The 20,637-nt window shown below is 70.6% G+C and carries 19 protein-coding genes; 14 read left to right on the top strand and 5 right to left on the bottom strand.

Annotated elements, in window-relative coordinates; translation table 11 throughout:
• Positions 1-29: 29 nt before the first annotated feature.
• Entirely contained in the window at positions 30-620 is a 591-nt protein-coding gene (locus BJ965_RS26860; protein WP_184911758.1) for a TetR/AcrR family transcriptional regulator, read from the top strand.
• 1 nt (position 621) lies between these two features.
• Here BJ965_RS26860 and BJ965_RS26855 read toward each other — a convergent pair whose 3' ends face one another.
• Positions 622-1,008: a RidA family protein gene (locus BJ965_RS26855; RefSeq protein WP_184911755.1), complete on the bottom strand. Its 387-nt coding sequence runs from the start codon at positions 1,006-1,008 to the stop codon at positions 622-624.
• 58 nt (positions 1,009-1,066) lie between these two features.
• Here BJ965_RS26855 and BJ965_RS26850 point away from each other — a divergent pair, with 58 nt between their 5' ends.
• A complete protein-coding gene (locus tag BJ965_RS26850) occupies positions 1,067-2,020 on the top strand; it encodes a LysR family transcriptional regulator (RefSeq protein ID WP_376777943.1) in 954 nt (317 codons plus the stop codon).
• A gap of 89 nt (positions 2,021-2,109) precedes the next feature.
• On the top strand, positions 2,110-3,342 hold the full coding sequence (locus BJ965_RS26845; protein ID WP_184911748.1) for a pyroglutamyl peptidase: 1,233 nt from the start codon (positions 2,110-2,112) through the stop codon (positions 3,340-3,342).
• Here the strand turns inward: BJ965_RS26845 and BJ965_RS26840 are convergent.
• Positions 3,293-4,120, bottom strand: coding sequence for an EI24 domain-containing protein (locus BJ965_RS26840; protein WP_184911746.1), 828 nt, complete (start codon positions 4,118-4,120; stop codon positions 3,293-3,295). The genes BJ965_RS26845 and BJ965_RS26840 overlap by 50 nt on opposite strands.
• Before the next feature lie 153 nt (positions 4,121-4,273).
• Between BJ965_RS26840 and BJ965_RS26835 the strand changes: the two genes are divergently transcribed.
• Both BJ965_RS26835 and BJ965_RS26830 read left to right on the top strand, forming a co-directional pair.
• A complete protein-coding gene (locus BJ965_RS26835; RefSeq protein WP_184911743.1) occupies positions 4,274-6,841 on the top strand; it encodes a M14 family zinc carboxypeptidase in 2,568 nt (855 codons plus the stop codon).
• Positions 6,838-7,983 carry a serine hydrolase domain-containing protein gene (locus BJ965_RS26830; protein WP_184911739.1) on the top strand — a complete coding sequence of 382 codons (1,146 nt, stop codon included), beginning with the start codon at positions 6,838-6,840 and terminating at the stop codon, positions 7,981-7,983. Before BJ965_RS26835 ends, BJ965_RS26830 begins: the two co-directional genes overlap by 4 nt.
• 94 nt (positions 7,984-8,077) lie before the next feature.
• Here the strand turns inward: BJ965_RS26830 and BJ965_RS26825 are convergent, their stop codons facing one another.
• Both BJ965_RS26825 and BJ965_RS26820 read right to left on the bottom strand, forming a co-directional pair.
• Positions 8,078-8,497, bottom strand: a complete 420-nt coding sequence (locus tag BJ965_RS26825; RefSeq protein ID WP_184911736.1) for an organic hydroperoxide resistance protein — start codon at positions 8,495-8,497, stop codon at positions 8,078-8,080.
• A 96-nt stretch (positions 8,498-8,593) separates the two neighbouring features.
• Positions 8,594-9,616: an NADP-dependent oxidoreductase gene (locus BJ965_RS26820; RefSeq protein ID WP_184911732.1), complete on the bottom strand. Its 1,023-nt coding sequence runs from the start codon at positions 9,614-9,616 to the stop codon at positions 8,594-8,596.
• Between the two features lie 102 nt (positions 9,617-9,718).
• Between BJ965_RS26820 and BJ965_RS26815 the strand changes: the two genes are divergently transcribed.
• The gene (locus tag BJ965_RS26815) at positions 9,719-10,168 is read left to right on the top strand and encodes a MarR family winged helix-turn-helix transcriptional regulator (RefSeq protein WP_184911729.1); all 450 of its coding nucleotides are present in this window, start codon (positions 9,719-9,721) and stop codon (positions 10,166-10,168) included.
• Positions 10,169-10,365: 197 nt separating this feature from the next.
• Positions 10,366-10,599: a hypothetical protein gene (locus tag BJ965_RS26810; protein ID WP_184911726.1), complete on the top strand. Its 234-nt coding sequence runs from the start codon at positions 10,366-10,368 to the stop codon at positions 10,597-10,599.
• Between the two features lie 332 nt (positions 10,600-10,931).
• On the opposite strand, the gene BJ965_RS26805 is transcribed toward BJ965_RS26810, so the two are convergent.
• Positions 10,932-11,801 (bottom strand): SCO2400 family protein, encoded by an 870-nt coding sequence (locus tag BJ965_RS26805; protein ID WP_184911724.1) that lies wholly within the window; start codon positions 11,799-11,801, stop codon positions 10,932-10,934.
• A 269-nt stretch (positions 11,802-12,070) separates the two neighbouring features.
• On the opposite strand from BJ965_RS26805, the gene BJ965_RS26800 reads away from it, so the two are divergent.
• The 7 genes from BJ965_RS26800 to BJ965_RS26770 all read left to right on the top strand — a co-directional run bounded on the left by BJ965_RS26800 (position 12,071) and on the right by BJ965_RS26770 (position 20,611).
• Positions 12,071-13,234 carry a mandelate racemase/muconate lactonizing enzyme family protein gene (locus BJ965_RS26800; RefSeq protein ID WP_097216418.1) on the top strand — a complete coding sequence of 388 codons (1,164 nt, stop codon included), beginning with the start codon at positions 12,071-12,073 and terminating at the stop codon, positions 13,232-13,234.
• A complete protein-coding gene (locus tag BJ965_RS26795) occupies positions 13,231-14,235 on the top strand; it encodes a zinc-dependent alcohol dehydrogenase (RefSeq protein ID WP_184911722.1) in 1,005 nt (334 codons plus the stop codon). Before BJ965_RS26800 ends, BJ965_RS26795 begins: the two co-directional genes overlap by 4 nt.
• Positions 14,236-14,345: 110 nt before the next feature.
• Entirely contained in the window at positions 14,346-15,314 is a 969-nt protein-coding gene (locus BJ965_RS26790) for a hypothetical protein (protein ID WP_184911714.1), read from the top strand.
• Between the two features lie 141 nt (positions 15,315-15,455).
• Complete coding sequence (gene chvE, locus BJ965_RS26785; protein WP_376777942.1) at positions 15,456-16,568, top strand: multiple monosaccharide ABC transporter substrate-binding protein; 1,113 nt, start codon at positions 15,456-15,458, stop codon at positions 16,566-16,568.
• Between the two features lie 46 nt (positions 16,569-16,614).
• Positions 16,615-18,165, top strand: a complete 1,551-nt coding sequence (mmsA, locus tag BJ965_RS26780; RefSeq protein ID WP_184911709.1) for a multiple monosaccharide ABC transporter ATP-binding protein — start codon at positions 16,615-16,617, stop codon at positions 18,163-18,165.
• Complete coding sequence (gene mmsB / locus BJ965_RS26775; protein WP_184911706.1) at positions 18,162-19,406, top strand: multiple monosaccharide ABC transporter permease; 1,245 nt, start codon at positions 18,162-18,164, stop codon at positions 19,404-19,406. Before mmsA ends, mmsB begins: the two co-directional genes overlap by 4 nt.
• A gap of 56 nt (positions 19,407-19,462) precedes the next feature.
• Positions 19,463-20,611 carry an aldose epimerase family protein gene (locus tag BJ965_RS26770; RefSeq protein ID WP_184911703.1) on the top strand — a complete coding sequence of 383 codons (1,149 nt, stop codon included), beginning with the start codon at positions 19,463-19,465 and terminating at the stop codon, positions 20,609-20,611.
• Positions 20,612-20,637: the final 26 nt, after the last annotated feature.

Below are 20,637 nucleotides of genomic sequence, written 5' to 3'. Positions count from 1 at the left end.
TATCTCCTCGTGATATTCGGTGGTTCGACATGTCGTACGGTGACGCCATGACGGCCAGGACGAGAAGCGAGGAACGGCGCGCGGAGATCGTGCGGGCCGCTCTGGAGGTGATCGCCGAGCGCGGTTACCGGGGGGCCAGCCTGGCCGCGGTCGCCGAGCGCGTCGGACTGACCCAGCAGGGGCTGCTGCACCACTTCCCCACGAAGGAGGCGCTGCTGGTTGCGGTGCTCCAGGAGCGGGACCGCTGGGACGCGATGCCCGCCGGGCGGCTGCGGCTCGACCTGCTGGCCTCGCTGGTCGAGTACAACGCCATGCGGCCCGCCATCGTCCAGACCTTCTCGGCGCTGCTCGGCGAGAGCGTGACGGAGGAGCATCCCGCCCGGGCGTACTTCACGGAGCGCTACGTCGGGGTGCGGGCCGGCATGGCCGAGGTACTGCGCGCCGAGTACGGCGACCGGCTGCCCGGCGGCCTCACCCCCGAGCGGGCCGCACCGCTCCTCGTGGCGATCCTGGACGGGCTGCAGTACCAGTGGCTGCTGGACCCGGAGTCCGTCGACATGGCGTCCGCCTTCCGCGACTTCCTGACCCTGTTCGGCGAGCACGACGACACCGACGGCTGACCTAGCGGGCCGGTACGGCGGCGACGACCTCCACCTCGACGAGGGCCTCCGGGCGGAAGAGCCGGGCGGCCTCGAAGGTCATGCTGGTCGGCGGGGTCCCGGTGAGGAACTCCCGTCGTACGGCGCCGTATTCGTCCAGCCTGCCGATGTCGGTGAGGTACGTGCGGATGTTGACCACGTCGGCCAGACCGGCGCCGTGGGCCTTCAGCAGCGCGGCGAGGGTCTCGAACACGCCCCGGGTCTGCTCGGCGAGCGTGGCACCCTCGGCGATCTGCCCGGAGACGAACAACAGGGCGCTGCCGTCGGGGTGTTCGATGCGGGCGACCTGGGAGTAGTAGGGGCTCAGGGGCTGGGGCGCGGAGGCGGGGCTGTCCAGGCTGATCTGCATGCCGCCGACGCTAGGCGCGGCCCCGTGATGCGACAAGCGAATGTCTAGCATGGCTGCCATGCCGAACACGCATGAGACTTCCCCGCCGAACACGCGTGAGACCGGGCCCGAGCTCTCCACCGTCTGGTTGCGGGTCTTCCTGGAGGTCGCCCGGCACGGCTCGTTCACGGTGGCGGCGCGGACGCTCGGCTGGACGCAGTCCGCGGTGTCCCGGCAGGTCGCCTCGCTGGAGGCCGCGCTGGACGGCGGCCCGCTCTTCGACCGGCTGCCGCGCGGGGTGGCGCTGACGGAGGCGGGGCGGCTGCTGATGCCGTACGCCGAGACGGTCACCGGCGCGCTGCGCGACGCCCGGCGCGAACTCGGCGCCCTGCGCGAGGCGGCCGGCGGCCGACTCCGGTTCGGCGCCTTCGCCACCGCCGACGCGGCCCTGGTGCCGCACGCCCTGGCCCTCTTCCGTGCCCGCCACCCCCGGGTCCGGGTCGTCCGCGAGGAGGGTTTCACGCCCGCGCTGCTCGACCGGCTGACGGCCGGTCACCTGGACGTCGCGGTCGTCTCGACGACGGGCCGCGCGCCGCTCGAGTCGTACGAGCTCCACCACCTCCTCGACGAGCCGCTGTACGTCGCCGTGCCCGCCGGCCACCCCCTCGCCGGACACGAAGGCCCGGTGGCGCTCGGCCGGTTCGCGGACGCCGACTGGATCTCCGGCAGCCCGCGGCCCGAGGGCACCCTCCTGGACGCGGCCCTGCGCCAGGGCTTCAGCCCGCGGGTCGCCCATGTCGTCGGCGAGTGGACCGCCAAGCAGGGCTACGTCGCCGCCGGGCTCGGCGTGACCCTGGTACCGGCGCTCGCGGCCGCGTCCGTACGCCCGGACATCGCACTGCTGCGGGTCCTCGACGACGGCGCCCCGGCCCGGGCGGTGTACGCGGCGACCCTGCGCGGCCGGTCCCTGACCCCCGCGGCCTCGGCGTTCCTGGACGCGGTGCGGGAGGCGACGGCGACGATCCCCACCTGAACCCCGCCCATGGCGTGGACCACACCCGTCACGCGATACTTCGGCCGTCCGGCACCGACCCCCCACCGCGACGGAAGGCCTGAACACCCTTGAACCCCATACGCGTTCGCCTCGGCGTCCTCGGCCTCGCCCTGCTGACCGGCTTCACCACCCCGGCGGCTGCGAGCGCCGCGCAGGCGGCCCCCTCCCCCACCGTCGAGGAGCAGCGGCTCGGCAGAGCCGCTCCCCAGGAGATCCTGCGCCGCTCCGGATTCGACAGCGCGGCCCCGCGGCTGGCCCGGGCGCTGGAGGGGGCCCGCTCCTACGGGGAGGCGCGCCGGGCGGTCGGCCGTGAGGGCGCGCGGTTGTGGCAGCGTGCGGTCGACCGGGCGCAGGGGCGCGGGCCTGCCGGCGGGGACATGAGCCGGGACGACGACCGGCCGCTGTACTGGGCGCGGCTCGGCATGACGCGTGAGGTGCGCACCTGGGAGCCGGAGTTCGGCCTGACGGACGGACAGCGGGCGGCGCTGCTGGACGGGCTGGAGCGCGCCTCGCGCGGCCAGGACACCATCGGCTATCCACGGGGCAAGGGCCTGAAGCGGATCCTGCTCACCGGCTTCGACCCGTTCACCCTGGACCGGGACATCCGCATCTCCAACCCCTCCGGCGCCACCGCGCTGGCCCTCGACGGCACGGTGATCGAGACGGCGGACGGCCCGGCCCGGATCGAGACGGCCGTGTTCCCGGTGCGCTGGCAGGACTTCGCTCGGGGCACGGTGGAGCGGGCCCTGCGGCCGCACCTGCCGAAGGTCGACCTGTTCACGACGGTGAGCCAGGGCCGGGTCGGGCGGTTCGACATCGAGCGGACCAACGGGGCCTGGCGGGGCGGCTTCGAGGACAACGACAACGTCGGTCGCACCGAGACCGTGCCGGTGAGCGACCCGGCCTCGCAGCCGCAGTGGACGACGACCACGCTGCCGTACGCGGCGATCGCCGCCGCGCAGACCGGCCGGTTCCCGGTGTACGACAACACGAGCGTCACCGAGATCCCGGCCGGCGGCACCCAGCCCGTCGTACGCCCGGACGGGCCGACGCCCGGCTCGACCGCCCGCGCGGGCGGGGGCGGGGACTACCTGTCCAACGAGATCGCCTACCGGGCGACGCTGCTGCGGGACCGGCTGGGGCTGCACGGCACGCTGCCGGGCGGGCATGTGCACACGCCGGTGCTGCAGTTCGGCGCGGGGAACACCACGGAGGTCACCGACCCGGAGTTCGTGCGGAACCGGCTGGACATCATCGCCCAGGTGAAGGCGATCCTGCGGGTGGCTGCGGAAGCGTCGTAGCGGCCTGGTCGCCGTCCCCGTCACCCTCCTGGATCTCCTCGCCCAGCAGGTCACGTGCCATGAGGGTGGCGCCCGCGACCGCGCCCGGCATCAGGAACACCGCGACGAACGGCACCAGGAAGGCCACGGCGAGCGGTGTGCCGAAACCCCAGACGAGGGTCTTGCGGGAGCGCAGCAGGGTGAGGCGGGTGCGCAGTTCGACGCTGCGGCGCTGGAGGGCGACCGCGGTCAGTTCCTCGGTGAGGAAGAACCCGGTGACGAAGAACCCGATCACCGGGACGGCCGTCTGCCCGACCACCGGGATGAAGCCGCACCCGAACAACAGCACCCCCCACAGGGCGGCCCGCACCACGATCCGCAGGCTGTCCCGGCCGGAGATCCACAGCTCGCGCCAGAGCGGCAGCCCCGACTCGGGGGCGTGCCCGTCCGGGGACACGTCCCGGTCGACCTTCTCGGAGAGGTTCTCGTAGAAGGGCTGCCCGATGAGCAGGGTCACCGCGGTGAACGTCACGACGGCGAGGAGCAGGGCGAGAGCGAACAGCACGGCGGTCAGGAAGCCGCGGAAGAGGCCGCGCCACGGGCTCGTCCAGTCGTCGGCGAAGGGCGTCGCCCAGCCCACGGCGTCCTCGCCCCACAGCGCCAGCGCGACGAGCGCCGCCGCGTACAGGACGAGGGTGATCAGGCCCGGGAGCAGCCCGAAGCCGTACTGCCTGCCGTGCCGGGCCACCCATCGCTGGCCCTTCAGGAGGTACTGGAAACCCGCCCCTAGATCGCGCATGGGGAAAGCCTATCCGGGCAGGCCGGGACACCCCCGGCACACCCCCGGCAGGGCCGTACGGGGCTCCGGTGACACCAAGGCGGCCTTGTTGCGGTTGAGTCGAAGCGGTACACCTCGCCGTACCGATCTCAGGAAGCCCCGGAGGAGGCACGCGTGCGCACCACGAGAAGCGTTCCTGCGAGACCTGTACTGATCACCGCCCTGGCCCTGGCCACGGCGGGTTCCCTCCTGCTCGCCCCCGGCGCCGCGGGCGCGGACCCGAGGCCCGTCACCCGTGAGGGCTCCGCCGTGGACGACCGCGCGGCGCAGGCTCCCGCGAGCGCGACGCGACGCGCGTTGACCGCGGACGTCACCACCGGCACCACCACCCGCGCCTACCCCCGCCGCCTGCTCCTCTCCCCCGATCCGCGGAACCCCGCCGACACGTCCCTGAAGCTGGGCCTCACGCCGTACCACGCGATCGCGCCGAAGCTGAACGCGTTACAGCGTCTGGGCGACCGGGTGAGCGTGGAGGTGACGGGCCGCTCGGCCGGCGGCCACCGCCTCTACCTCGTCACCGTCACCGCGCCGGAGACCCTCCGGCAGGCCCGCGCCCAGGAGCGGATGCGCGAGCTGATCCGGGACGCCCCCGCGGCTGCGGCCACGTCCCGTGAGATCAAGCGCGCCTACAAGACCCCGGTCTTCGTCAACAACAACATCCACGGCAACGAGTGGGAGGGCACGGACGCCTCCCTGAAGACCATCGAGCGGCTCGCGACGGCGAAGGACGCGAAGACCAGGGACCTCCTCGCGCACAGCCGCCTGTACTTCAACATCACGGCCAACCCGGACGGCCGGATCGCCGGGACCCGCGCGAACGCCAACGGTTTCGACCTGAACCGGGACTTCGTCACCGCCTCCCAGCCCGAGACGCGGGCGATGCGGCAGATCGAACTAGGCACGCAGCCGGCCGTCCTGCTCGACCTGCACGGCTACGTCAACGGCACCCTCATCGAGCCCACCACTCCCCCGCACGGCGAGAACTACGAGTACGACCTCTTCCTGAAGAACACCTACGCCAACGCCCTCGGCATGGAGTCTGCGGTCAACGCCCTCGGCTACACGCCCGCGAAGGACGGTGTGGAGGCGGCCCAGATCCCGTTCCGCGACCAGGAGGAGGGCTGGGACGACTGGCCGCCGATCTTCACCCCGCAGTACGCGGCCTTCCACGGCACGGTGGCCGCCCACACGGTGGAGATCCCGCTCGCGGTGAACAACGAGGAGTACGACGATCTGCCGGTCACGGAGCTGCGCCGCCGCTCGGCGATCAACACGGCCGTGGCGGGGGCGGCGATCCGCGCGACCCTGACCCATGTCCGCGAGCACCGCGGCACGCTGATCACCGACCAGATCGAGGTCTTCCGCCGCGGTGCTACGGGCGCCGCCCAGGTGCCGGTGTCACCGGAGACGGTCCCGGGCGTTCCCGGCATCGGCCCGGAGGACGTCTACACGACCAGGTTCCCGCGCGCCTACGTCATCCCCCCGGGCGGCGCCAGCACCCAGCGCTCGGGGCCCGCCGCCGCCCGTCTGGTCGATCACCTCATCGCGAACGACGTCCGCGTCACCCGCGCCACCCGCCCCTTCCGGCTCGCCGGACGGACCTACCCCGGGGGCTCGTACGTCGTCGACATGCATCAGCCCAAGCGCGGCATGGCGAACGTGCTGCTGGCCGACGGCCGGGACATCAGCGGCACGGTCTCGGTGATGTACGACATCTCCGGCTGGAGCCTGGGCCGGCTGTGGGGCGCCACCGTCGAGCGGGTGCCGTCGGGCAGCCTGCGGGGTGCGCCGCTGCGCGCGATCGGCGAGGCCGCGCCGGTCGCCCGCGTGCCCGCGCACGGCGATCTGTCGCTGCCCCTGACCGACCCGCGCGAGATCGCCGCCCTCAACTCCCTGCTCCGGCAGGGCGTCCCGGTCCGGCGGGCGGCGGACGGCGGCGTCGTCGTCCCGGCGTCGGCCCGACGCGCGGCACGCACGGCCGCCCGCGACCACGACGTCTCCTTCACGGCCACGCGGCAGACCGGCACGGCACCGCTGCACCGCCTGCGGATCGCCGCCGCCGTCACGCCGGGTGAGCTGTTCGCCCTGCGGGAGATGGACTTCGACGTCACACCGGTCTCGACGGCCGTCCTGAACGCGGGCTTCGACTGGTCCGGCACGGACGTGCTGTTCGTGTCCGCTGGTCTGGAGCACGCGGCCCTGACCGCCCCTGCCCGGCGAGCCCTGGACACCTTCCTGGACGGGCACGGCCTGGTCGGCCGGGGCGCGACGGGAGCGGATCTGAACGCGGCGACGGGGCGGCTGGCCGTCAAGCCGGTGGAGGGCAACGCGGACGCGAACGGTGTGGTGAAGGTGACCAACACGGGCGGCATCACGCGCGACGCACCGGACCACGGCTTCGTCTACGCCCCGCTCTGGTTCACCGACCCGGGCCCCGGCGTCCGCGTGGAGCAGTCGTACGCGACCGGGAACCCGCTGGTCTCCGGGCACTGGCGGCCGCTGCGGGACGGCACCGGCGGTCCCGCCGCTGCCGCCGGGCAGGCCTCGGTCGTCAGCGGGGGCAACACGGTCCTCTTCGGCACCGAACCACTCTTCCGGGACCACCCCAAGGGTGAATTCCCGCAGGTGGCGAGGGCATTGTTCACAGTGGCACACAGCGCTTCAGTCAAGGAGAGCGGATGACGCAGGAGATCCACGGCACCGTGGCGGACGGCTTCGAGGCGGTGCGCGAGGAGTTCGCCGCGTTCGTCGCCGGGGAGCGAACCGACTACGAGGGACAGCTGTGCGCCTACGTCCACGGCCGGAAGGTCGTCGACCTGTGGGCGGGGACCGGCGCGGACGCCCTCTACGGCGTGTTCTCGTCCACCAAGGGCGCCGCCTACCTGGTCGTGGCTCTGCTCGTCCAGGACGGCACGCTCGAACTGGACCGCAAAGTGACGTACTACTGGCCGGAGTTCGCGGCCGAGGGCAAGGGCGCCCTGACCCTGCGGGATCTGCTGGCGCACCGGGCCGGCGTGGTCGGCACGGACACCGGGTTCACGCTCGCCGAGCTGGCCGACGACCGCCAGCTCGCCGAGCGGCTCGCCGACCAGCGGCCGTTCTGGCGTCCGGGCACGGCGTTCGGCTATCACGCGCTGGGCGCCGGTGCCCTGGCCGGCGAGGTCGTGCGCCGCGCGACGGGCCGCACGCTCCAGGACGTCTACCAGGAGAGGATCAGGACTCCGTACGGACTGGACTTCCACCTGGGGCTGCCCGCGCCCGAGGAACCGCGCTTCCGCACCACCCAGCCGATGGCCCCCACCCCCGAGCAGCAGGCCGTCCTCGACGCCATGCCCACCGGCCCGCACTCGCTCGCCTCGATCGCGTTCAATCGCAACGCGGCGGAGCCGACCGACCTCGCCTCCCTCCCGAACATGCCGTTGATCCGGGCGAAGGGCCCGGCGTCGGTGGGCGGGGTGGCGTCCGCGCGGGGTCTGGCGGGGATGTACGCGGCGGCGATCAGCGTGGTGGGTGAGCAGCCGGCGCTGCTGAAGCCGGACACGGTGGCGGAGTTCGGGCAGTTCCACTCGGCCGGCTACGACCTGGTGGCCCGGGCCCACAAGTCGTTCGGCCTCGGCTTCCAGATGACGGCTGACACGTGGCACCCGTTCCTCGGTGCCGGGACGATCGGGCACAGCGGCGCGGGCGGCTCCCAGGCCTTCGCGGACCCCTGGAGCGGCCTCGCCTACGGCTACACGCGCCGCCGGTTCGCCTTCCCGGGCGGGGCGGCCCCGGAGAACGACCGGCTGGCGCGGGCGGTGCACGCGGCGGCGCTGGCTCTCTGAGGGGCGGGCGGGGCGCCGGCCCCCTGGCCCGGGCACGGGCGGAGGCCGCACCCCACGTCCAGGGGTGCGGCCTCCGCGTGTGCAACGACCGTGGTCAGACCAGCGTCACGGTGATGTTGCCGCGGGTCGCCTTCGAGTACGGGCACACCTCGTGAGCCTTCTCGATCAGCGACCGCGCGGTGCCCCGGTCGACCTCGGGGATGTCGGCCGAGATCTCGACGATGATCCCGAAGCCGTCCCCGTTCTTGCCGAGGCCGACCTTGGCGGTCACGGTCGAACCGGTGAGGTCCGCCCCCTCCTGACGGGCGACGACACCGAGAGCGCCCTGGAAGCAGGCGCTGTATCCGGCGGCGAAGAGCTGCTCCGGGTTGGTGCCGGCGCCGCTCCCGCCCATCTCCTTCGGCGGGTTGACGACGACGTCGAGCCTGCCGTCGTCGGTGGCGACCCGGCCGTCGCGCCCGTTCTCTGCGGTGGCGACGGCGGTGTACAGGACGTCGGACTGCTGGATCGGCATGCGGTTGTGTTCCTTAGGCCGTCCGCCGCGGCTCGCGCCCGGGCCGGGACGGATTCGGAAACAAGTTACCGCATGCCGGAATCCTGAAGGAAGATGTCAGAGCTTGACGATCATCTTCCCGGTGTTGTCGCCGCGCAGGACCCCGAGGAAGGCCTCCAGGTTGTTCTCGATGCCCTCGACGACGGTCTCGCGGTACTTCAGCTCGCCGGAGGCGACCCAGGGGGCGACTTCCTGCACGAACTGCGGCTGCAGGTCGTAGTGGTCGCCGACCAGGAAGCCCTCGATGCGGCCGCGGGTCGCGATCAGACGGGCGAGGTTCTTCGGGCCCGGGGCGGGCTCGGTGTTGTTGTAGACGGAGATCATGCCGCAGACGGCGATCCGGCCGCCCTCGTTGAGGGAGCCGATGGCCGCCTCCAGGTGGTCACCGCCGACGTTGTCGAAGTAGACGTCGATGCCGTCGGGGGCGGCGGCGCGCAGCTGCTGGGCTACGGGCCCGTCCTTGTAGTTGAAGGCGGCGTCGAAGCCGTACTCCTCCTTGAGGAGCTTCACCTTCTCGTCCGACCCGGCGGAGCCGATGACGCGCGAGGCGCCCTTCAGCCGGGCGATCTGCCCGACCTGGCCGCCCACGGCTCCGGCGGCGCCGGACACGAAGACGGTGTCGCCCTCCTTGAAGGCGGCGGTGCGCAGCAGGCCCGCGTAGGCCGTGAGGCCGGTCATGCCCAGCACACCGAGGTACGTCGACAGCGGCGCGGCGTCCGGGTCCACCTTGACGGCGCTCTTCGCGCCGACGACCGCGTACTCGCGCCATCCGAAGAAGTGCAGTACGTGGTCCCCGACGGACAGCCCCTCGGCGTTCGAGGCCACGACCTCGCCGACGGCACCGCCCTGCATGACCTTGCCGAGCTCGAAGGGGGCGACGTAGGACTTGGCGTCGCTCATGCGGCCCCGCATGTACGGGTCCACGGAGAGGTACTTGTTCCGGACGAGGACCTGCCCCTCACCCGGCTGCGGGACCTCCGCCTCGACGAAGGAGAAGTCCTCGGGCTTCGGCCAGCCGACGGGACGGCTCGCCAGGTGCCACTCGCGGCTGACGGCGGGGAGGGTGGGGGTGTCGGTCATGGTGCGCCTTACCTCACTGGCTCGATGCGGATGTTTCAGTACCTGAAACAACCATGCTCCTGAAAATTTCAGGTTGTCAAATAACCGGGTACCCTCGATGGCATGGCCTCCACCACACCGACGCCCCAAGAGATGACCAACCGCCCTGATCCGCTGACCGTCGAGGTCGTCGAGCTGATCGGGGAGGTCGTGGCGCGGTTCCACGAGGACTACGAGTCGGGAGCGGCGGAGCACGCCCTGACCGGCGCGCAGGCGCGGCTGCTCAGCCTGCTGTGCCTCGAACCGCTGCCGATGCGGAGGCTGGCCCAGCAGCTGAAGTGCGAGCCGTCCAATGTGACGGGGATCGTGGACCGGCTGGAGGCGCGGGGGCTGGTCGAGCGCCGTCCGGACCCCGCCGACCGCCGGGTGAAGGTGGCGGCTGCGACTGAGGAGGGACGCCGGGTGGCCCGGAGCCTGCGGGAGTCGCTCCGATTCGCCCGCGAGCCCCTGGCGGGGCTCTCCGAGGGGGAACGGGTGGCCTTGCGGGACACGCTGCGGCGGATGCTGGGCTGAGGCAGGCCGCCTCGGCGGAGCGGGTGGTCCGGACCGCGTACGGGGCGTTGCGCACGTGCCCGTACGCCGGGCCGTCCACCCGGCGTTCCGCGGGACGCGGCCGGTGCCGGCCTCTCCGATGACAGCCGGCACCGCAGGGGTGGTTCCCTCACCCGTAAGTGCCCCTGGCGTGCCACGGTTGTGGGAACTTGTACGCCATGCAGCTCTTACACATCGAGGCGTGGGTCGGGGACGAGTGGCAGCGGGTCGTCCGTCTGGGCGACTACGAGCCGCCGGAGGACGGCGACACGGATGACAACCAGATGCAGGAGCTCACGGACTTCCTGAAGGCCGACACCGGCATGTTCTGGGTCGAGACCACCGCCGCCCCGCACGGCGTGCTGTTCGGTCCGGGGGTGCCTCGTCTGTTCCGGCTGGCCCCTGCCGGTTAGCGCATCGGTGCCCCGGAGAGCCGTCGTGGCTTCCGGGGCACCCGCGCGTTCAGAGCACGCGAAGCGACTTGTGAAGGTCCCGTCAGGGCTGACCTTTTCCGTGCGATTCGGCCGGCTGAGCCCCCTCATCCGAGGAGGCTCGAAACACAGGTCAGGCCCCCCATCCAGGGGACCTCCCCATGCGGCCTACCCGACTGCGTCGGTCTGCGGGCTCGCCGGCAAGTTTCGAGTTCGCTTCAACTCTATCCGAGCGCATGTCTGTTGGCGGTGCGAGCACCTGGCCGCCGCCCCGGCCGCACACATGCCGGAGGGCCGCCCTGCCCGAGCGGGCCCTAGGTGCACCACCACAGGAACCGCTTGCACGGCTCGGACGCGGACGGTTCCGGTTCAGGGGCCTGCGTGGTCGGACCCGAGGTCGGGGCCGGCTCCGGGGCGGGCGGGGCGGCCGTGGGGCCGGACGCCGGGCGGCTGGGGGCGCCTCCCGTCGCCGACTCGGGATCCTTCGTCGGTTCGTCGCTCTTCGGGGACTCCGACTTCTCGTCCTTCGGGGATTCCGAAGCGGACGGAGTATCAGACGTGGTGGGCGAGGCGGACGGTGACGCGCCGTCAGGCCCGGCACCCTTTCCGTCCGGACCGGAGCCCGTCCTCCCCGCCTCGACCGAGGCGTCGCCGTCCGCCGACTCGCCCCCGGCCGCGGCCGGTTTCGGCGTCGGGTCGGGAGCGTCCATGCCGAGTTCCGCGAGGCTCAGGCCACCGGCGGCCAGCACGAACCCGGCCGCCACGAACAGGGTCCGGCGCCGCCGCCGGCGGTGTGCCGCGGCCTTGCGGTCCCGTCGGCTCGCCCCACCCTGGCCGTCGGCGGCCGGACCGCGCCCGCGGCCACGCCGTCGGGCGGCGCGCCCCGGGTACTCGCCGTCGTCATCACCGTCGGCATCGAAATCGGCATCGGCATCGGCATCGGCATCGGCATCGGCATGAGGGTCGTCGTAGGCATCCTCGTACCCGGCGTAGCCGTCGCGCCCGTAGTCGATGGCGTCCGGCTCCGCCGGGCTTTCCGGCCCGGCGCCGGGGTGCCCGGCCACGGCGGCGTCGTACCCGCCGTACTCCGGCCCGCGCCTGCGCAGCGTTTCGGCCGAGGTGCCGCACCCCGGGCAGGCAAGGGCGCCGTTGAGGTGCCGTCGGCACGGGTCGCAGTAGTCCATGACGCGGGAAGATTAAGTTCCGCGCAGGTCACGTTCCTAGAGCCGGCTGTGAAGGTTCTGTAGGGACACGGCCCACCCATGGTTTCGAAACTGTCGAAACCGTTATGCGCGCGACCCATTGACACCCCTGCCGCCCGATCCTTACTGTCACGCCAGCATTTCGAACGTGTGCCGAAATCTCGAACAGATCGAGTCGCCGGAGCGCGGGCGAGACGCTGACGGAACACACTGACGGAACTGAGCCGACGAAGCTGCGAGGGACAATCGCCGTGCGCATCACCGGAATCAGCACACACGTGGTCGGGACGCCTTGGCGCAACCTGACGTACGTCCAGGTGCACACCGACGAGGGGATCACCGGAGTCGGCGAGACCCGGATGCTGGGACACACCGACGCCCTTCTCGGATACCTGAGGGAGGCCGAGACCAATCACATTCTCGGCTCCGACCCCTTCGCTGTCGAGGACCTCGTCAAGCGCATGAAGTACGGCGACTACGGCCGCGCGGGCGAGATCGTCATGTCCGGTATCGCCGTGATCGAGATGGCCTGCTGGGACATCAAGGGCAAGGCCCTGGGCGTCCCCGTCTGGCAGCTGCTGGGCGGCAAGGTCACCGACAAGGTCAAGGCGTACGCCAACGGCTGGTACACCACCGAGCGGACCCCGGAGGCCTACCACAAGGCCGCCCAGGGTGTGATGGAGCGCGGCTACCGGGCGCTCAAGATCGACCCCTTCGGCACCGGCCACTTCGAGCTGGACCATCAGCAGACCCTGTACGCCGTCTCCCTGATCGAGGCGGTCCGCGACGCCATCGGCCCCGAGGCCGAGCTGATGCTGGAGATGCACGGCCGCTTCTCCCCCGCCACGGCCGTGCGCCTGGCCAAGGAGCTGGCGCCGTTCAAGCCGGCGTGGCTGGAGGAGCCGGTCCCGCCGGAGAACCTGAAGGCGCTGGAGAAGGTCGCCGCCAAGGTCGACATGCCGGTCGCCACCGGTGAGCGCATCCACGACCGGATCGAGTTCCGGGAGCTGTTCGAGAGCCAGGCCGTCGACATCATCCAGCCGGACGTCGGCCATATCGGTGGAATCTGGGAGACCAGGAAGCTCGCCGCGACCGCCGAGACGCACTACATGCTGGTGGCCCCGCACAACGTGGGCGGCTCGGTCCTGACCGCCGCGTCCCTCCAGGTCGGCTTCACCTCCCCGAACTTCAAGATCCTGGAGCACTTCAACGACTTCGCCGACGCGGAGATCAAGAAGGTGGTCAAGGGCGCCCCGCAGGTGAACCCGGAGGACGGCTGCTTCCACCTCTCCGACGCCCCGGGCCTCGGTGTGGAGCTGGACGTCGACGCCGCCGCCGAGTTCCCCCAGCAGCAGGCCCGCTTCGACCTCTGGGCGGAGGGCTGGGAACAGCGCAAGCCGAAGGGCGCACAGTGAGCACCGCTGTCGTCATCGACGCCCCGGGCGAGCACCGGCTCGTCCCGCACGAGCCCCGGCGGCCCGAGGCCGGCGAGGCACTGGTCCGGGTGCACGCCTCGGGGATCTGCGGCAGCGACCGCGAGGTCTACCAGGGCAATCGCCCCGAGGGCTACGTGCGCTACCCGCTGACCCCGGGCCACGAGTGGTCCGGGACGGTTCAGGCCGTGGGCACCGGTGTCCCGGAGTCCCTCGTGGGCCGCAAGGTGGTCGGTGAGGGCTTTCGAAACTGTCAGGTCTGCGACCGCTGCCACGCGGGCGACACGACCCTGTGCACGGCCGGCTACGAGGAGACCGGGTTCACCCAGCCGGGCGCGATGGCGGCCACGCTGACCCTCCCGGCCCGTCTCCTGCACGCCCTCCCGGACGACTGCGACCTCACGGCCGCGGCGCTCCTGGAGCCCGCCGCGTGCATCGCGGCCGCCGCGCTGAAGGGCAACGCACAGCCCGGCGAGCGCGTCGCCGTGGTCGGCACCGGCACCCTCGGCATGTTCGCCGTGCAGTTCCTCAAGGCGAACTCGCCGTCCGAGCTGCTGGTCGTCGGCACCCGCCGGGACCGCGAGGCGCTCTCGCGGCAGTACGGCGCGACTGACTTCCGGACGAAGGACCAGGAACTCGGGGACGACTTCGACGTGGTGATCGAGACGGCCGGGTCCGCGGACGCCGCCCGGATCTCGGCCGGCCTGCTCAGGCGGGGCGGCCGGCTGGTTCTGACCGGCATCCCGGCGCCGGACGCCGACGGCCTCGACCCGACCGACCTCGTCGTACGGCAGCTGGAGGTGCACACCGTCTTCGGTGCGCCGCCGGACGCCTGGGCGCACACGGTGCGGGTGTTCGCCGCCGGGCTGCTCGATCCGCTGCCGCTGGTGACGCACGAGCTGCCGCTCACCGAGTTCTCACAGGCCATCGAGCTGGTCGGGGCCGGTGATCCGAAGGTGGGCAAGGTCCTGCTCCGCCCCTAGACGTACGCCGGTACGGGGGCAACCTGACGGCTCCCGTACCGGCGTACCCCAGCCTCGCCCTACCCAGAGCCGCGAACCTCGTCCGAAATATCGAACCGAAGGACATTCCTGTGACCGACGCTTCCACCACGGCAGCCCGCAGGCCCGGTGAGCAGGCGCTCACCGCACTGGGTCTGAGCGCGCCCGCCCCCGATCCCGCCGACACCTCCGCGCACTCCTTCCCCGGCGGCGGCCGCTGGCGCACCGAGATCCCCTCCTGCGAGGGCCCCGAGGCGCTCGCGGTGGTGCTGAAGGAGGCCTCGCGGCTGGACGTCCCGATCCACCGGATCAGTCAGGGCAGCGGCGTGTGGATGCTGACCGACGCCGAGATCACCGAGATGGTCGAGTCGACCGGCGAACGCGACATCGAGCTCTGCCTGTTCACCGGCCCGCGCGGCACCTGGGACATCGGCGGGTCCACGCGCACCGACTCGCGGGGGGCCGGCCTGCGCGCCCGCGGTCATGACGCCGTCGCCGGCTGCGTCGAAGACGCGGTCAGGGCAACGGAGTTGGGCGTCAAGTGCCTGCTCGTCGCCGACGAGGGCGTGCTGTGGACGCTGCACCGGGCACGGGCCGCCGGGATCATCCCGGCCGACACGACGCTCAAGGTCTCCGCACTCATCGGACCGGTCAACCCGGCGGCGTACGCGGTCTACGAGCGCCTCGGCGGCGACTCGATCAACGTGCCCAGCGACCTGACGCTCGATCACCTCACGGAGATCCGGCGGGTGTCGGGCGCTCCGATGGACATGTACATCGAGGCCCCCGACGACCTCGGCGGCTACGTCCGGATGTACGAGGTCGCCGAACTCATCAGACGCGGCGCACCGCTCTACCTGAAGTTCGGCCTCTCCAAGGCGCCCGGGATCTACCCCTACGGGCACCACATGCGGGAGCTGACCCTGGCCACCGCCAAGGAACGCGTGCGTCGCGGCCGGCTCGCCCTGGACCTCCTGGCCCGCCACGGAGCGGACGGCGACATGGCGCCGCTCGGCTCGCGGCTGCCGGGCGATCTGCAACGGTTCGAAATCTCGTCATAACGTTCCGGATACTCGGCTTCACAAAAGAAGACACAGCCGACCACAATCCACCACATCTCTTCTCGGTCTTTCCGGCACGACCACCCGGAGCGACTTCGCGCCTCTCAGACCGAGCCCTGCCACAGATCAAGGATGATGATCATGCGTAACCGCAGAGCCGCTCTCACCGCCATAGCCGGAGCCGCGTCCCTCGCCCTCACCCTGTCCGCCTGCGGGCAGAACAGCGAGGGTGGCAGCGAGGAGAGCGGGGACAGCGCCAAGGGCGCCACCATCGGCATCGCGATGCCGACCAAGTCCTCCGAGCGCTGGATCGCCGACGGCAAGAACGTCGTGACGGAGCTGGAGTCCAAGGGCTACAAGACCAAGCTGGTCTACGGCGAGGACGACCCCGACCAGCAGGTCTCCCAGGTCGAGAACCTGATCACGCAGGGTGTCAAGGCGCTGATCATCGCCGCGATCGACAACAAGTCGATGAACAACGTGCTCCAGCAGGCCAAGGACGCGAACATCCCGGTCATCTCCTACGACCGCCTGATGCTCGGCACGAAGAACGTCGACTACTACGCGTCGTTCGACAACGAGAAGGTCGGCGAGCTCCAGGGCACCTACATCGTCGAGAAGCTCGGCCTGAAGGACGGCAGCAAGAAGGGCCCCTTCAACATCGAGCTGTTCGCCGGCTCCAACGACGACAACAACACCCGCTACTTCTTCGGCGGCGCGATGAAGGTCCTGCAGCCCTACATCGACAAGAAGCAGCTCGTCGTCCGCTCCGGCCAGACCAAGCTCAACCAGGTCACGACCCTGCGCTGGGACGGCGGCACCGCCCAGAAGCGCATGGACGACATCCTGACCTCGGCCTACAAGAGCGAGCGCGTCGACGCGGTCCTCTCCCCGTACGACGGCATCTCCATCGGCATCCTGTCGGCGCTGAAGTCGGACGACTACGGCTCCAAGGCCAAGCCGCTGCCGGTCGTGACGGGCCAGGACGCCGAGGTCGCCTCGGTGAAGTCGATCATCGCCGACCAGCAGTCGATGACCGTCTACAAGGACCTCCGGAAGCTCGCCAAGGTGTCCTCGAACATGGTCGACGCGCTGCTCAACAAGAAGAAGCCCGAGGTCAACGACACCAAGACCTACGACAACGGCGCGAAGGTCGTCCCGGCCTACCTGCTGGAGCCGGTCGCCGTCGACAAGGGCAACTACCAGAAGGAGCTCATCGACTCGGGCTACCTCAAGGCCAGCGACGTCAACTAGTCCCCGCCGCCCACCGACGATTCACCACTGATTGGAAGGCACGACCATGGCGGGACCCGTCCTGGAAATGCGCTCGATCGTCAAGACCTTTCCCGGCGTCAAGGCGCTGTCGGACGTCACGCTGACCGTCCGGCAGGGCGAGGTCCACGCCATCTGCGGGGAGAACGGCGCCGGCAAGTCGACCTTGATGAAGGTCCTCTCCGGCGTCCACCCGCACGGCACGTACGAGGGCGACATCCTCTTCGAGGGAGAGGTCTGCCAGTTCAAGGACATCCGGGCCAGCGAGGAACGCGGCATCGTGATCATCCACCAGGAGCTGGCCCTGGTGCCCTACCTCTCCCTCGCGGAGAACATCTTCCTCGGCAACGAGCACGCCACCCGGGGGATCATCAGCTGGACCGAGACCCTCCGGCACGCCACCGAACTGCTGCGCCGGGTCGGCCTGTCCGACCACCCGGACACCCGCGTCGCCGACATCGGCGTGGGCAAGCAGCAGCTCGTGGAGATCGCGAAAGCCCTGTCGAAGAAGGTCAAGCTGCTCATCCTGGATGAGCCGACCGCCGCGCTGAACGACGAGGACAGCGGCAAACTCCTGGACCTCATCCTGGAGTTGAAGAAGCAGGGCATCACCTCGATCATCATCTCCCACAAGCTCAACGAGATCCGCAAGGTCGCCGACTCGGTGACGATCCTGCGCGACGGCCAGACCATCGAGACCCTCGACGTGAAGGCCGCGGAGACCACCGAGGACCGGATCATCAGCGGGATGGTCGGCCGCGACCTGGAGAACCGCTTCCCGGAGCGGTCGCCGCACGAGCCCGAGGAGGGCGCGGCGCCGGCCCTGGAGATCCGCGGCTGGACCGTGCACCATCCGATCGACCAGCAGCGCAAGGTGTGCGACGACGTCTCGCTCCACGTGCGGCGCGGGGAGATCGTCGGCATCGCGGGCCTGATGGGCGCCGGCCGCACCGAACTCGCGATGAGCGTCTTCGGCCGGACCTACGGCCGGTACGCGGGCGGCACGGTCCTCAAGGACGGCAAGGAGATCCGTACGAAGTCCGTCCCCGAGGCGGTCAAGCACGGCATCGCCTACGTGACCGAGGACCGCAAGCACTACGGCCTCAACCTCATCGACACCATCAACCGGAACATCTCGCTGAGCGCCCTGGGCAAGGTCGCCAAGCGCGGTGTGGTCGACGAGCACGAGGAGCGGCAGGTCGCCGAGGGCTTCCGCAAGTCCATGAACATCAAGGCCCCGACGGTGTTCGAGCCGGTGGGCAAGCTGTCCGGCGGCAACCAGCAGAAGGTCGTCCTCAGCAAGTGGATCTTCTCGGGTCCGGACGTGCTGATCCTGGACGAGCCGACGCGCGGTATCGACGTCGGCGCCAAGTACGAGATCTACACGGTCATCGACCAGCTGGCCGCCCAGGGCAAGGCGGTCGTCTTCATCTCCTCCGAGCTGCCCGAGCTGCTCGGCATGTGCGACCGCATCTACACGATGGCCGCGGGGCGGCTGACGGGTGAGTTCTCGCGGGCCGAGGCCTCCCAGGAATCGCTGATGCGTCAGATGACGAAGGACAAAGAGGTATCCCGATGAGCACGGACGTGACCGCCAAGAGCCCGGCCCCCGCGCCGCCGGGCAAGAGCGGAGGGGCCGCGGGCGACGGCCTGTTGCAGCTGGTGATGGACGGTATGCGCCGCAACATGCGGCAGTACGGCATGCTGATCGCGCTGGGCCTGATCGTGGTCCTGTTCGCCGTCTGGACCGACGGTGACCTGCTGCTGCCGCGCAACGTCTCCAACCTGGTGCTGCAGAACAGCTACATCCTGATCCTCGCGATCGGCATGATGCTGGTCATCATCGCCGGCCACATCGACCTCTCGGTCGGATCGCTGACGGCGTTCGTCGGGTCGATGGCCGCCGTGTTCATGGTCAAACAGGACCTTCCCTGGCCGCTCGCCGTGGTGCTGTGTCTGGCCGTGGGCGCGGTCGCGGGTGCCGTACAGGGGTTCTTCATCGCGTACGGCGGGATACCGTCGTTCATCGTGACCCTGGCGGGCATGCTGATCTTCCGCGGTCTCACGGAGATCTTCCTGGAGGGCCAGACCCTCGGCCCCTTCCCGGACGGGCTGCAGAAGGTCGCCAACGGGTTCCTGCCCGAGGTCGGTCCCAACACGAACTACCACAACCTCACCCTGCTGCTCGGCTTCGCGATGATCGCCTTCGTGATCTTCCAGGAGGTCCGTGACCGCAAGCGGCAGCAGGAGTTCGACCTGGACGTCCCGCCCACCAAGCTGTTCCTGCTGAAGCTGGTCGCGATCGGCGCCGCGGTGCTGACGCTCACCATGCTGCTGGCCAGCTACAAGGGCGCCCCGATCGTGCTGCTCATCCTGGGCGTGCTGCTCGTCGGCTTCGGCTACGTCATGCGCAACGCGATCATCGGCCGCCACATCTACGCGATCGGCGGCAACCTCCCGGCGGCCAAGCTGTCGGGTGTGAAGGACAAGAAGGTCACCTTCCTTGTCTTCCTGAACATGGGCATGCTCGCGGCCCTGGCGGGTCTGGTCTTCGCCGCCCGCTTCAACGCGGCCTCTCCCAAGGCCGGCCTCAACTTCGAGCTGGAGGCGATCGCGGCCTCGTTCATCGGCGGTGCGTCGATGAGCGGCGGTGTCGGCACCGTCCTCGGCGCGATCATCGGTGGCCTGGTCCTGGGCGTGCTGAACAACGGTATGAACCTCGTCGGCATCGGCACCGACTGGCAGCAGGTCATCAAGGGCATGGTGCTGCTGGCGGCCGTCGGGTTCGACGTGTGGAACAAGCGCAAGGTCGGTTCGTAAGTCAGATCGGGGCCCCGCCACCAGGCGGGGCCCTCTCCTTACCGGGAGCCGCACACATGGAACTGAACAGACGCACGGTCATCGCGGGAGCAGCGGCGGCGAGCATAGCCGCCACCACGCTCGGCGGCACGGCGCACGCCACGGGAGGCAGGAAGCCGGTGAAGACGCTCTTCGGCAAGCTGGCCGACGGCACCAAGGTCTACAGCTGGTCGCTGGAGAACGGCGGCACCCGCCTGAAGGTCCTCTCCTGGGGCGGTGTCGTCCAGTCCCTGGAGATCCCGGACCGTCGCGGCCGCTACGCCAACGTCTCCGCGGGCTTCGACAACCTCGAGGACTACGTCGCGAAGACCCCGTACTTCGGCGCCCTGATCGGCCGGTACGGCAACCGCATCGGCAAGGGCAAGTTCACCCTCGACGGCAAGAACTACCAGCTGTCCGTGAACGACGGCGAGCAGAGCCTGCACGGCGGCACCCAGGGCTTCGACAAGCGCGTGTGGGACGTCGAGCCGTTCACCAAGGGCTCCGACGTCGGCCTGCACCTGTACTACACGTCCGTCGACGGCGAGATGGGCTACCCGGGCACGCTCAAGACGAAGGTGACGTACACGCTCACCCGACACGGCGACTGGCGCATCGACTACGAGGCCACCACGGACAAGGCCACCGTCGTCAACCTCACCAGCCACGTCTACTGGAACCTGGCCGGCGAGGGCAGCGGCACGATCGAGGACCACGAGCTGCACATCGCGGGCTCCCGCTACACGCCCACCGACGCGGGTCTGATTCCCACGGGCGAGCTGGCCAAGGTCGCGGGCACGCCGTTCGACTTCACCCGGGCCAAGCCGATCGGCCGGGACATCCGCGTCTCCCACCCGCAGCTGGTGACCGCCAAGGGCTTCGACCACAACTGGGTCCTCGACAAGGGCATCACCGCCCGGCCCGAGCACGTCGCGACCCTGCGCGACCCGGCTTCCGGCCGCAGCATGAAGATCGCCACGAACGAGCCGGGCCTGCAGTTCTACTCCGGCAACTTCCTCGACGGCACGCTGACCGGCCCGTCCGGCCGCACCTACCGGCAGGGTGACGCACTCTGCCTGGAGACGCAGCACTTCCCGGACTCGCCGAACAAGCCGAAGTTCCCGTCGACGGTGCTGCGACCGGGGCAGACGTACCGCACGACCACGATCCACACGTTCGGCTGCTGAGACCACTGACAGGTCTTCACACAATG

The organism is Streptomyces luteogriseus (assembly GCF_014205055.1).
GTDB classification, from domain to species: Bacteria; Actinomycetota; Actinomycetes; order Streptomycetales; family Streptomycetaceae; genus Streptomyces; species Streptomyces luteogriseus.
The sequence above is the reverse complement of the archived record's forward strand: the minus strand, read 5'-3'. Positions and strand labels throughout refer to the sequence as shown.